The sequence below is a fragment of the Nonomuraea sp. NPDC051191 genome (assembly GCF_044455665.1).
Taxonomy (GTDB): domain Bacteria; phylum Actinomycetota; class Actinomycetes; order Streptosporangiales; family Streptosporangiaceae; genus Nonomuraea.
Genome location: NZ_JBITEZ010000007.1, coordinates 364,400 through 376,494, shown reverse-complemented (window position 1 = coordinate 376,494; position 12,095 = coordinate 364,400). Strand labels below are relative to the sequence as shown.

At 71.0% G+C, this 12,095-nt stretch carries 11 protein-coding genes; 2 read left to right on the top strand and 9 right to left on the bottom strand.

The genetic code is table 11. The features are described 5' to 3' along the window. Positions 1-97: 97 nt before the first annotated feature. Positions 98-1,804: an ABC transporter ATP-binding protein gene (locus ACIA8R_RS22655; RefSeq protein ID WP_364101860.1), complete on the bottom strand. Its 1,707-nt coding sequence runs from the start codon at positions 1,802-1,804 to the stop codon at positions 98-100. Positions 1,805-2,137: 333 nt separating this feature from the next. Between ACIA8R_RS22655 and ACIA8R_RS22650 the strand changes: the two genes are divergently transcribed. Both ACIA8R_RS22650 and ACIA8R_RS22645 read left to right on the top strand, forming a co-directional pair. After that, a complete protein-coding gene (locus tag ACIA8R_RS22650) occupies positions 2,138-2,713 on the top strand; it encodes a PadR family transcriptional regulator (protein WP_397040169.1) in 576 nt (191 codons plus the stop codon). Beyond that, entirely contained in the window at positions 2,710-3,507 is a 798-nt protein-coding gene (locus tag ACIA8R_RS22645; RefSeq protein WP_364101855.1) for an SGNH/GDSL hydrolase family protein, read from the top strand. Before ACIA8R_RS22650 ends, ACIA8R_RS22645 begins: the two co-directional genes overlap by 4 nt. Here ACIA8R_RS22645 and ACIA8R_RS22640 read toward each other — a convergent pair. The 8 genes from ACIA8R_RS22640 to ACIA8R_RS22605 are packed head-to-tail and all read right to left on the bottom strand — an operon-like array spanning position 3,474 to position 12,016. Beyond that, positions 3,474-4,166, bottom strand: coding sequence for a hypothetical protein (locus ACIA8R_RS22640; RefSeq protein ID WP_364101852.1), 693 nt, complete (start codon positions 4,164-4,166; stop codon positions 3,474-3,476). The two genes, ACIA8R_RS22645 and ACIA8R_RS22640, sit on opposite strands and share 34 nt — an antisense overlap. A 35-nt stretch (positions 4,167-4,201) precedes the next feature. Then, a complete protein-coding gene (locus ACIA8R_RS22635; protein ID WP_364101849.1) occupies positions 4,202-4,960 on the bottom strand; it encodes a hypothetical protein in 759 nt (252 codons plus the stop codon). A gap of 58 nt (positions 4,961-5,018) precedes the next feature. Continuing rightward, positions 5,019-5,798 carry a hypothetical protein gene (locus ACIA8R_RS22630; RefSeq protein ID WP_397040166.1) on the bottom strand — a complete coding sequence of 260 codons (780 nt, stop codon included), beginning with the start codon at positions 5,796-5,798 and terminating at the stop codon, positions 5,019-5,021. Between the two features lie 4 nt (positions 5,799-5,802). Next, positions 5,803-7,884: a right-handed parallel beta-helix repeat-containing protein gene (locus ACIA8R_RS22625; RefSeq protein ID WP_397040164.1), complete on the bottom strand. Its 2,082-nt coding sequence runs from the start codon at positions 7,882-7,884 to the stop codon at positions 5,803-5,805. A gap of 45 nt (positions 7,885-7,929) precedes the next feature. Next, positions 7,930-8,931: a hydroxyacid dehydrogenase gene (locus ACIA8R_RS22620; protein ID WP_357695277.1), complete on the bottom strand. Its 1,002-nt coding sequence runs from the start codon at positions 8,929-8,931 to the stop codon at positions 7,930-7,932. Then, a complete protein-coding gene (locus ACIA8R_RS22615; RefSeq protein WP_357695420.1) occupies positions 8,928-9,752 on the bottom strand; it encodes a carbohydrate ABC transporter permease in 825 nt (274 codons plus the stop codon). Before ACIA8R_RS22615 ends, ACIA8R_RS22620 begins: the two co-directional genes overlap by 4 nt. Before the next feature lie 5 nt (positions 9,753-9,757). After that, positions 9,758-10,654 carry a carbohydrate ABC transporter permease gene (locus tag ACIA8R_RS22610; protein ID WP_397040162.1) on the bottom strand — a complete coding sequence of 299 codons (897 nt, stop codon included), beginning with the start codon at positions 10,652-10,654 and terminating at the stop codon, positions 9,758-9,760. 54 nt (positions 10,655-10,708) lie between these two features. Continuing rightward, a complete protein-coding gene (locus ACIA8R_RS22605; RefSeq protein WP_364088835.1) occupies positions 10,709-12,016 on the bottom strand; it encodes an extracellular solute-binding protein in 1,308 nt (435 codons plus the stop codon). Between the last annotated feature and the right edge of the window lie 79 nt (positions 12,017-12,095).

Below are 12,095 nucleotides of genomic sequence, written 5' to 3'. Positions count from 1 at the left end.
TCCCCCGCGTCCAGCGGTCCACCGCAGGCAGCGGAGTCTGCGCCTACGGTCCCTCCGTCCAGCGGTCCACCGCAGGCAGCGGACTTTGCGCGTATCCCTAGCTCACGAGGAACTGGGTGGCGGCGAGTTCTCGGTAGAGGTCGTCGCCTGCCACCAGTTCGGCGTGGGTGCCGATCGCCCGTACGCCGCCCGCCTCCATCACCACGATCCGGTCGGCGTTCGTCACGGTGGACAGCCGGTGGGCGATGACCAGCACCGTCGTCTCGGCCGCCACCTCGGCGATGACCTCGCGCAGCCGCAGCTCGTTGACCGCGTCGAGCTGCGAGGTGGCCTCGTCGAGCAGCAGCAGCCTGGGCCTGCGCAGCAGCGCCCTGGCGATGGCGACCCGCTGCCGCTCGCCGCCGGACAGCAGCACGCCGCGGTGGCCCACCGCCGTGTCGAGCCCTTCGGGCAGCCGGGCGACCAGGTCGTCGAGCCGGGTGCGGGTGATGGCGCGGCGCAGCTCGTCCTCGGTGGCGTCCTGGGCGGCGAAGAGCAGGTTCTCCCGCAGCGTGCCGGCCAGGACGGGGGCGTCCTGCTCGACGTAGCCGAGCGCGGCCCGCAGCTCGCCGAGCGGCCAGTCGCGGATGTCGCGGCCGCCGATCGCGATCAGGCCGTCCTGGTGCTCGTAGAAGCGTTCGAGCAGGGCGAACACCGTGGACTTGCCCGCGCCCGACGGCCCGACCAGCGCCGTCAGCCCGCCCGCGGGAACGTCGAAGGTGACGCCGTCGTGCACGGTGGGACGGTCGTCGCCGTACCGGAAGACGACGTCCTCGAAGCGGACCCCCACCGGCGTGCTGTCGGCCGGGACGGTGACGCCGACCGGCTCGCCGGGCAGGTCCTCGATCTCCTTGATGCGCCGCATGGCGGCCAGCCCGTTCTGGAGCTGGACCGCGCCCTGGACGAGCTGCCCGATCGGCGGCACCAGGTAGAACAGGTAGAGCAGGAACGCGATCAGGGACGAGACCTCCAGCACGCCCGACGCGACCCGCGACCCGCCGACGGCCAGCACGCACAGGAAGGCGATCTGCACGGCCATCCAGGTCGCCACGCCGGCCAGCGACGTCCATCCGGCCACCTGGAGCCCGCGGTCGCGGGCGCGCTCGGCCGCCTCGCCGACGACGGCGATCTCCCGTTCCTCCGCGCCGCTGGCCTTGACCGTCCGGTACGCCTGAAGCGCCCGGTCCAGCACGGCCCCCATCTCGCCGACGGCCTCCTGTGCCTGCGTCTGCGCCCGCTGGATCTTCGGCATGATGAGCGCGACCAGGCCGCCGATCACCACCACGACGAGCAGCGTGACCAGCAGCAGCACGCCGTCCATGGTGGCCATCATGATGATCGCCCCGACCAGCATGAACACCGCGCTGACCGACTCCACGATCCCGTTGGTCAGCACCGCGCGCAGCAGCGTGGTGTCGCTCGTCACCCGCGACATCAGGTCGCCGGGCTTGAGCCGGTCGACGTCGGCCACCCTGAGCCGGAGCATCCGGTCGACGAGCCTGCGCCGGGCCCCGAGGACGACGCCCTCGCCGGTGCGTTCCATCAGGTAGGTGCCCCCGGCCGAGACGACGGCCCCGACCAGCACCGCCACGGTCAGGCCTAACAGCGGCGCGGCCAGCGACTGGTCCTCGCCGAAGGCGTCCACGACGTACTTGGCCAGCAGGGGCATCGCGAGCCCCGCCACCGAGCCGATCAACCCGAGCAGGCCGCCCGCGACCAGGACTTTCCGGTGCGGCCGAAGGTAGGCCAGCAGCTCCTTGAGCACCCCAACTCCCCTCACGACATTTCTCGAAATTTCCCAACGAACGGGACGACGCAATCCGCACCGCCGCGACAGGGTCAACTTAGATTGACGACCTAAGTATGTCAACTTTCGTTGACGCCTCCTCCTTGAGAAGGAGAAGAACCCGACCTCCACAGAACGAGGCCCGGGGTTGTCCGGCGGCATGGCGGCTTGGTGGGGGCCGGGCTCGTTCGGCGGTTGTTCGGCGCCGGATGAACCCTGGGCCGCCTTGCGGCCGTTCGTCCTCCTCTGGCGTCGGCGGCCGGGCAGCTCTATAGTCATGTCCATGAGTAGTCATCGTCTTGAGCATTCCTGATGGCGCTGCGGCACGCCGTGCTGGCGGCGCTGCTCGACGGCGAGTACAGCGGCTACCAGCTCACCAAGGTCTTCGACGTGGGCGTCTCCAACTTCTGGTACGCCGCCCCCCAGCAGCTCTACGCCGAGCTGACGAAGCTGGAGTCCGACGGCCTGGTCACCGGCCGGGAGGTGGTCCAGCGCGGCCGTCCGAACAAACGCCTGTTCTCGGTCACGCAGGCGGGCCTCGACGAGCTGGCCGCCTTCGCCGCGTCCCCGGCCAAGCCGTTGCTCCTCCGCGACGACCTGGCCGTCAAGGTCCACGCGGCCGACCGGCTCGACCCGGCGCCGCTGATCGCCCAGCTCCTCGACCGCGCCGAGGAGGCCGCCGCCAAGCTCGCGTTCTTCGAGAAGACCCTGCTGCGCCTGCGCGGCGACCTGGACGAGGAGTCGTTCCTGCGCGAGGGCGAGCACGTCGGCCCGTACCTGTCCTGCCTGGGCGGCTGCCGCCTGGAGCGGGAGATGCGCGACTGGTGCCTGAGCACCGCCAGGACGCTCGGCGAGCGCGCCGCCCGCACCACAGAGGAGATGCCGTGACCTACACCCGTTATGTCGCGCTCGGCGACAGCCAGACCGAGGGCCTCGGCGACGGCGACGACGTCCTCGGCCATCGCGGCTGGGCCGACCGGCTCGCCGAGCACCTGGCCCGCGACAATCCCGCCCTGCTCTACGCCAACCTCGCCGTGCGCGGCCGGGTGGCCGCCCAGATCCGGGCCGAGCAACTCCCCGTCGCGCTGGAGCTCCGTCCCGATCTGGCCACGGTCATGGCGGGCATGAACGACGTCATCCGTCCCGGTTTCGACGCTACCCGCGTCGCGGCCGACCTGGAGCACATGTTCGCGGCGCTGACCGGGGCGGGCGCCCGGGTGGTGACGGTGACGTTCCCCGACATCGGCAGGATCGCGCCCTTGGCCAGGCCGCTGCTGCCGCGCGTGCTCGACCTCAACGCCCGTGTCCGCGAGGCCGCCGCCCGGCACGGCGTGACGCTGGTGGACACCTTCCCCGACACGGCGGTGACCGACGCGCGGCTGTGGAGCTCCGACCGGCTGCACGCCAGCCCGGCCGGGCACGCCAGGTTCGCCGCGGCGGTGGCGTACGCGCTGGAGCTGCCCGGCAGCGACGACACCTGGAACCTTCCGCTCCCCGTGCTGCCCACGCCCGGCCGGCTGCGCACGGCGGCGGCGGAGGTGCGCTGGCTGGGCTCGTTCGCGGGCCCGTGGATCGCCCGGCGGATGCGGGGGCGTTCGTCGGGCGACGGCCGGGTGTGCAAGCGTCCGGGGCTCGCGCCCGTGCCGGATCAGTCGATCTCGGGCAGGTCGGGGTCGTCGTAGTCGGCGTCGCCGTCGTCGGCCCTGCGCAGCTTGATGTCCTCGGCCCATGCCCGCGAGCAGGCACGGACGTCGGCGATGTGCCGTTCGTCCAGGCCGTGGGCCTCGAAGCGTTCGTCGCTCATGAGCTCGACGAACTCCAGCCGCATGAGCAGCTCCCGAGGGGAGAAGTCGTCGAGGTGGGCGGCGGCCAGGCGTTCGAGGTCGCGGAAGGAGAACTCCTGTGCCGCCGCCGCCGCGTCGGCGACGTCGGCCGGGAGCCCTCTCTCGTGCAGGTCGCGCACCCGCAGCCCGATCACGTCCGCCGCGCCCGCCACCGGCAGGCCGTCGCACACGACCGGGGGCTCGCGCAGCGCCTCGCGGGTGAGGACGATCTCGCCGTTCCGGCCGGTGGAGGCGTCCTCGACGGTCAGGCGGGCCGCCCACGGGGTGCTCTCGGCGACCTCCGCGAGCAGGCCGCCGGCGCGCAGCGCGGCCACGACGTCGTCGGCGACGGCCGGGAGCGGATGTCCGGCGGCGGTCACCAGCTCGATCCGCTCGACCAGGCGGTCGGTGAAGCCGAGGGCGCGCAGGGCGTGGCCGCCCGCGAGCAGCAGCCCGTGCCGCTCGCCGGCCGGCGACAGGGCCCGCAGCAGGCGCTCGGGGAACGGCGGTAAACGCATCAGAGCGGAGTCCGGGGCGCACGCGGTGTCATGGATCAAGTATGCCGACGGCCGCGCCGGGTGGAGGGCAGGTCGTGCCGCCCCGACAGGAACTCCTGGAACGCGATCTTGGCCCTGATGACCGGCCGCCGCCAGCGTTCCTCACGGTGGACGGCGGTGGCGAGCTTGCGGGGCGAGCGTCCGCCGCGGAAGAACCAGCGGGCCCACGGGGAGCCGGGTCGCGCCAGGCGGACGGCGCCCACCAGGAGCAGCAAGGGCAGGAACAGCCCCGCCATCCCGGTCCAGATCTTGCCCTTGAGCAGCGTGATCACCGCTAGCGCGAGGTTGCCCACGATCAGCACCGCCGGGTTGACGGGCGTGCCGTAGTCCCAGGTCAGGGGGCGCAGGCCGATGAGGAGCAGGCCGGTCACGGCGACGGCGATGAAGACGGCGTCCACCGAGGTGCGCCCTTCCTCCTCCCAGTAGACGTCGTGCAGGTGCAGGATCAGCGCGAACTCGTCGAGCACCAGGGCCGAGCCGACGCCGAACACGCAGGCGGCGACCACCTGCCCGGCCTGCGAGGCGCCGTTGACGATGAGCCCCGCCACGCCCCCGACGAGCATGAGCACGACGCCGAACACGACGTGGTGGATGTGCATCTCGCCCACGTTGACGTTGCGGAACCAGCCGAGCTTGGCCCTGATCAGGCGGACGTTGATGCGGGTGGCGATGAAGGCCACGATGAGCATGACGAAGTAACAGAACAGCGGCAGCCGTCCCGTGGCGACGATGTTGCTCTGGAACCAGTTCCCCATGACCTTCGAAGTCGATGGTACGAGCCGGAAGAGCGTTGTATGTCCCCCGTGTGGGCCTTCATGACGCGGCTCTCGCCTGGAGGGCCCGTTCGTAGCCGTCGATGACGAGCTGCCGCCTGAGGTTGTCGCGTACCTGCTCGAAGGGGGGCGCGCCGGGGCCGGCCGTGCGGGCGTACTGGGCGCGCAGCCGGCGTTCGGACAGGTCCAGGGTGGCCGCGTGCAATTTGGCGAGCGCCGCGTCCAGCTCGGCGGCCCGTACCCGGGCGTAGGTGTACTGGTCGTAGGACGGGACGCCGGGGATCGGGCGGCCGGAGCGCGCGGCCGCGGCGCGGCGGGCGTTCTCGGCGGCCAGCTCGCGCTGGAACCCCTGCTCGCCGACGTCGGCGAGCAGGCCCGCCTCGCGGGCCCAGATCCGCCGCGCCTTGTCCAGTACGGCGGCCCGCACCGCCCTGTCCCTGAGCCGCCGCGCCGGGGTGACGCCGTCGCGGGGACGGTCCCAGAAGCCCGGACCGAGCCCCTGGGCGGCGAACTCGGAGATCACCTCGGCGCGGACGGTCTCGGCCGCCCTCAGCACCTCGGCCCCGCTCACCGGCTCCCCCTCGAACGTGACGACCGTGTCCCCGGGACGCATCCCGAGCACCTCGGCCACGTCCGCGGACGCCGCCCGCGCGGGAACGCCGCCCCCGGCCTCCTCCCCGGACCTCGCGACGCCGACGACGAGCACGCCGACGAGCACCCCGGCCAGGGCGAGAGCCGCCCACAGGGCCCGCCGCGCCGGGAACCTCGGGCGCGCATCGGACGCCCGTCGCGGGCGGGCGGTGACCGGGGTGCTCGTCATGGCGTCAGCTCGCGATCTTCATGTCGAAGACGTGGAACCCGGCGTTCGCCAGCGGGCTGCCGGCCGGGAAGGTCACCGTGGCGACCGTCCTGGACGCGTCGAGCGGCACCGCGTAGCCGAACACCGACACGCCCGACTCGCGCGTCTGCCCGGTGGCCGGGTTCTTGTAGCTGGTCTGCGTCATGTTGTGGTAGTCGGCGCGGGCCACGAGCACGCCTCCGGCGGGCGCGGTCGCGTCCCATTGGTCGCCGAACCGCACGGTCTTCTCCTCGACCGTCCCGTCGGTGTAGGCGACCTTGAACACGCCCTCGCGCGCCTTCAGCCCACCGGCCCCGAGCAGGACCAGCCTGGCGCCCTGCCCGGACAGCGCGACCGTCTGCCCGGCGGCCTTGACGTTGTCCGTCATGCCGTACGGGCGGCGATGCCAGACGAAGTCGGCGCCGAGCACGTTCACGGTCCCGCCCGGTGTCAGGCCCGCCTTCTCCAGCCCCTGGCCGGAGTAGCTGCGGCCGCTGGTGGAGAAGCCGCCGACGTTGGGGTTGAGGTCGGAGCTGACCGCGACGTTGTTGTACGCCTCCTCGACCGACCCGAACACGACCGGCGCGGCGGCGGGCCCGTTGTAGGCCCCGCGCGAGACGGTTCCGGCGACCTGGTGGCCGAAGTAGTCGCGGTCGCCGAGGCCGTCCACGACCGCGCCGGAGGCGAGTGCGGGCGAGCCTTCGAGCAGCTTGTAGCCGTCCACGTCGGTGGCGCCGTCGGCGGTGCCGGGGGCGGCGAGCCCGGGGTCGGCCGTGACCGCGCGGGCGTCCGCCGCCGGTACGGCCACGCCGCCGTGGTAGACGTTGGAGTCGTAGCCGATGCCGGGGGCCGAGGGCAGCGTGCCGGACGGCGCGTAGAAGATGTTGTTGACGATCTTCGAGTTCCCGGTGGGCACGGCCACGTCGAGCTTCTGCGACGGGCAGAAGAACGTGTTGTTGTACAACCACAGCGGGCTGGTGTTGTCGCCGGAGGCGTTGCCCGCGATGCGGCAGTCGTCCTGGGCGATGTTGAACCGCAGGATGGCCGTGGCCTTGTAGTTCGGGAACTCGGTGCAGCTCTGGCAGCCCAGGTAGAAGCCGCCGGCGTTGTCGTGCGAGTAGTTGTACTGGTAGACGCACGAGCCCTTGATGCCGCCGTCGCAGTCCCAGGCCGTGGAGTCGAAGATGGTGGGCCGCTGGCGGGTCACCTCGTTGTACTGAAATACCGGGTCAACCGAGTTGATCGGCCACATTCCCGCGAAATTTCCGTCTACGTACGGGTATTTCCCGGCGCCGCCCTCGTCGAACAGGTTGTGCTCCACCAGCGGCCGGTCCGAGGCGTGCACCACGATGCCGTCGCCGCCCACCGCGCGGATGGTGTTGCGGGCGATGAGCACGTTCCGGTGGTAGTCGGTGCCCTTGCGACTGATCTTGATGCCGCCGCCGCCCGTGTCGTGCACGTAGTTGCCGGTGATCGTGATGCCGTCCAGGTAGCCGACCCGCCCTTCGGGCAGCGCCTGGATGCTGATGCCGGCCGAGTAGGAGAACCAGGAGCCGTTCGTCCCGGTCTTGTTGCCCCAGCCCGCGACGTCGGAGACCTCCAGGTCCCGCAGGACCAGCCCGGCCTTCGGCTCGGGGGTGGTCGAGTTGTACTGCACGCCGGTCCGCTTGGCCGTGGTGGCCGCCGGGTTGGTGATGTGCAGCTTCTCCAGCGTCACGTAGCTGTTGTCCACCAGGTGGACGGCCCACTCGCCGCCGTCACCCTGGATGATCGGCTTGGGGCCCTCGCCGTAGGAGGTGAAGACGACGGGGTGCGCGGCCGTGCCGGAGCCGACGGGTTCGAGCCGGCCCGCGCAGACGGTCCCGGCCCTGAACTTGATCGTGTCCTTCTCGCGGAAAGTGATGGCGTTGACGGCGTCCAGGCTGTTCAGCGGCCCGGCGGCATGACGCCCCGAGCCGCCGTCCGGCGCCTGGCAGTCGACGAAGAAGTTCCTGGCGGCGGCCGCTTCCGCGGGGGTGGCGACCAGTCCGGCCGCCACGACCAGGGCCGCGACTAACTGAAGACGCATGTTTCCTCTCCGGGGGTGTTCAGGCGGAACGGGAAAGCAGAGGGTTCAGGCGGAACGGGAGAGCGTGGCCGGCTCGACACCGTGCTCGAACGGCAGCCCGCGGGCGTGCCGGGCCAGCTCGTCGAGCGCGAGGTCGGCCATCCTGGCCAGCTCGCCGCCCAGCGAGCCGGCGATGTGCGGCGTGACGAGCACGTTCGGCAGGTCGTACAGGGGGGACCCGGCGGGCAGGAACTCCGGCTCGGTGTGGTCGAGCACCGCGTACAGCCGGCCGGTCACCAGCTCGGCGACGAGCGCGTCCTGGTCGACCAGGGCGGCCCGCGCGGTGTTGATCAGCGTGGCGCCGTCGCGCATGGCGGCCAGCCGGCGCGCGTCGATCAGGTGGCGGGTCTCCGGCAGGTCGGGCGCGTGCAGGCTGACCACGTCGGAGCGGGCGACCAGCTCGTCCAGCTCGACCCTGCGCGCCCCCAGGTCCTCCCCCAGGTACGGATCGCTGACCAGCACCTCGAAGTCGAACGGCCGCAGCAGCTCGATCACCCGCCGCCCGATCCTGGACGCCCCCACGACCCCGACGACCCGCCGGTAGTTGCCGAAGCCGGGGAAGCGGGCGTCCCAGTCGTCGTTGGCCCGCCGGGCGCGGTAGGCGCGGGCGATGTCGACCACCCGCTTGTTCGCGAACAGGATCGACGCGAGCGTGAACTCGGCCACCGGCTCGGCGTTGGCCGCGGCGGCCGAGGAGACCGTGATGCCGCGCTCCCAGCAGGCGTCGGTGACGTGGTGCTTGACCGAGCCCGCCGCGTGCACGATCGCGCGCAGCCGCGGCGCGCGGGCGAGCACTTCGGCGGTCACCGGCGGGCAGCCCCACGAGGTGAACAGCACCTCGGTCCGCGACAGGTCGGCGTCGTCGAACGCGGCGACCTCGGCCCGGACGTCGGCCAGCCGGTCGAGGCGGGCCCGCACCTCGCCGGTGAGCATGCGCCCGGCGACCTCCGCGGCCATGGCGACGACGGTCACCGGCTTGTTCATGTTCTCCCCCGAGAGCTCGTTCACTTGACGCTGCCCGCCGTCATCCCGGCCTTCCAGAAGCGCTGCAGGGACACGAACACCAGCAGCAGGGGCACCACGGACAGCAGGGACCCGGTGATCACGAGGCTGTGGAACTCGGGGAAGGCGTGGCCCTGCTTCTCCCAGCCGTACAGGCCGAGGCTGAGCGGGTAGAGCCGCTGGTCGCTCAGCATGACCAGGGGCAGGAAGAAGTTGTTCCAGATGGCGGTGAACTGGAACAGGAAGATCGTCACGTACGCCGGCAGCAGCATGGGCAGCGCCACGGACGCGAACGTGCGCAGCTCGCCGGCCCCGTCGGACCTGGCCGCCTCCAGCACCTCGCCGGGCACGTACCCGGACGACAGCACCCGCGCCAGGTAGACGCCGAACGGATGGACCAGCACCGGCACGAACACCGACCAGAACGTGTTCACCACCCCGACCTTGGAGGCCAGCAGGTACAGCGGCACGGCGGTGGCGGTGGTCGGCACCAGCACGCCGAGCAGCACCAGCCCGAACATCTTCTCCTTGGCGAACCAGGAGTACTTGTCGAAGGCGTAGCCGCACATCACGGTGACGAACGAGCTGACCGCCGCGCCGAGACCGGCGTACAGGACGCTGTTGAGGTACCAGCGGAAGAAGACGCCGTCGCCCTCCCGTGCGACCGCCCTGATGTTCTCGAACAGGTTGAAGCCGGCGAAGGAGAAGCCGGGCGTCGAGTACAGGTCGGACAGCGACTTGGTGGAGGCGAACAGCAGCCACGTCAGCGGCAGCAGCGTGTAGAGGGCGGAGATGATCAGCAGCACGTTGACCGTGGCGCGGGACATCCACTTCACCGGCGGTTCCCCCACTTCGTGACGGCGTAGGACAGCACGGCGGCGAGCAGCGCGAGCAGGATGGAGGCCGCGCCGGCCTGGCCGTAGTCGTTGTTGCCGAACGCCTCGTTGTAGGCGTACATGTTGGGCGTCCAGGTGCTGACCACGCCGTCGCTGACGTTGTCGAGCACCATCGGCTCGGTGAACAGCTGCAGCGAGCCGATGATCGTGAACAGCACGGTGGTGACCACGGCGCCGCGGATCAGTGGCACCTTGACCTGGAGCGCGACGCGCAGCGGGCCCGCGCCGTCCATCCTGGCCGCCTCGACCACCTCGGCCGGGATGGCCTGGAGCGCCGCGAAGTAGATGATCATGTTGTAGCCCACCCACTCCCACAGCGCGATGTTGACCACCGAGCCGAGCACGTGGTCGCCGCCGAGGAAGTCGACGTCGCCGAGCAGGTCCACGATGGGGCTGATGCCGGGCAGGTACAGGTAGAGCCAGATCAGCCCGGCGATCACGCCGGGCACGATGTGCGGCATGAACAGCGCGAGCTGGAAGAACTTGCCCAGCCTGGCCAGCCCGGAGTCGAGCAGCAGCGCCAGCGCGAGCGCGCCGCCGATCATCAGCGGGATGTACAGCACGCAGTAGCCGAGGATGACCAGGAAGCCGTCGGTGAACGCGGAGTCCCTGAGCGTGTCCAGGTAGTTGCCGAGCCCGACGAACACGGTCTCCGCGCCGCCGAAGCCCAGCCCCGACGACTTCTCGCTGAACAGGCTGAGGTAGACCGCGTAGGCCAGCGGGGCCACGATGACGGCCGCGAACAGCGCGAAGAACGGCCCGACGAACAGCAGGATCGCCCCCCGCCGCCGCCACCCCTCACCGCCGCGACCGCTTCCTACTGGAGGAGTCACAAGCTGCCTTTCGGTGGGTCGCGGCGGAGCCGGCGCTCCGCCGCGCGCGTCGTGCTACTGCTGGGCGACGTTGAGGCCGCGGCTCTTGATCTCGCCGACGGTGGCGGTCTGCGCGGTGTCCAGCACGCCGGGGATGGTGGTCTCGCCGCTGCCGACCTTGCCGAGCGCGTCCTTGAAGGTGGTCAGCGTCTGCACCATGCTCGGGCCCCACGTCCAGCCGGGCTGGACCGTCTTGTACGACTCCGAGAACAGCGCGTAGATGTCCTGGCCGCCGTAGAAGGAGGCGTCGAAGCTCTTGGCCGCGACCGGCACGAGGTCGGCGATGGCCGGGAAGCCGCTGGAGGTGCCCGAGGACAGGCGGGCGGTCCACGCCTCCTCCGAGCCGGTCAGCCACTTGACGACCTCGACGGCCGCCTTGGCGTTCTTCGACCCCTTGCTGACGCCGAACGTGGTGCCGCCGAGCATGCCGCTGGCCGGGGTGCCCCAGTTCGGGATCGGCGCGATGGCCCACTTGCCGGACTGGCCGGCGTGGTTGCCCTTCATGACGCCCGCGCCCCAGTTGGCCCCGACGTAGCCCCAGAGGGTGTCGTCCTCGAAGGCGGCGTTCCACTCCTGGCTGAAGGACGGCTGGACCTTCAGCAGGTCGTCCTTGACCAGGCCCTGCCAGTAGTCGGCGACCTTCTTGCTGGGCTCGTCGTTGATCGTCACCTTCCAGGCGTCGCCCTCGGTGCCGAACCACTTGCCGCCCGCCTGCCACGACAGCGCGGCCAGCACGCTCGGGTCGTCGGGGAAGAAGGTCGCGATGCGCGACTTCTCGTCGGCCTTCTTGACCTTCTCGGCGGCGGCGCGGAAGTCGTCCCAGGTCTTGGGGACCTCGATCTTGTTCTTCTCGAACAGGTCCTTGCGGTAGAAGAACACCTGCGGGGCGGCGTCCATGGGCAGCGCCCACGCCTTGCCGCCCAGCTCGACCAGGCTGAAGACCTCGGCCGGGTACTTGGACTTGACGTCGGCCACGTCGGCCGAGATGTCCTGGAGGGCGCCCTGGTTCACGAAGTCGGGGAGCTGCGGGTACTCCACGGACATGACGTCGGGGGCGTTGCCGGCCTTGACGGCGTTGGAGAACTTGGCGTAGCCGCCCGCGTTGCCCGAGGGGATCTCCTCGTACGTGATCTGCACGTCCTGGTGCGACTTGTTGAAGGCGTCCACGACCTGCTGGGTGCCCTTCGCCCAGCCCCAGAACGTCACCTGGACGGGCTTGCCCGCCTCACCCGCGGGCTGCGCCGGCTCCGTGCTGCCGCACGCGGCGGCGAGCAGGCTCATACCGGCCAGCAGTCCGGCAATGCCGGCGCTCTTGCGTCCCATCGATGGCTCCTCATCGCTTTCGATCGATAAGGCATCATTCGCTCAGACTCGATCGGTTGTCTAGAGAGAGGCCACAAAT

What these genes read in the sequence shown, in the direction of transcription:
- ACIA8R_RS22650 (WP_397040169.1), top strand. Translation starts at nt 2,138, where the DNA reads ATGGCGCTGCGGCACGCCGTGCTGGCGGCGCTGCTCGACGGCGAGTAC.
- ACIA8R_RS22640 (WP_364101852.1), bottom strand. Translation starts at nt 4,166, where the DNA reads ATGCGTTTACCGCCGTTCCCCGAGCGCCTGCTGCGGGCCCTGTCGCCG.
- ACIA8R_RS22635 (WP_364101849.1), bottom strand. Translation starts at nt 4,960, where the DNA reads ATGGGGAACTGGTTCCAGAGCAACATCGTCGCCACGGGACGGCTGCCG.
- ACIA8R_RS22630 (WP_397040166.1), bottom strand. Translation starts at nt 5,798, where the DNA reads ATGACGAGCACCCCGGTCACCGCCCGCCCGCGACGGGCGTCCGATGCG.
- ACIA8R_RS22625 (WP_397040164.1), bottom strand. Translation starts at nt 7,884, where the DNA reads ATGCGTCTTCAGTTAGTCGCGGCCCTGGTCGTGGCGGCCGGACTGGTC.
- ACIA8R_RS22615 (WP_357695420.1), bottom strand. Translation starts at nt 9,752, where the DNA reads ATGTCCCGCGCCACGGTCAACGTGCTGCTGATCATCTCCGCCCTCTAC.
- ACIA8R_RS22605 (WP_364088835.1), bottom strand. Translation starts at nt 12,016, where the DNA reads ATGGGACGCAAGAGCGCCGGCATTGCCGGACTGCTGGCCGGTATGAGC.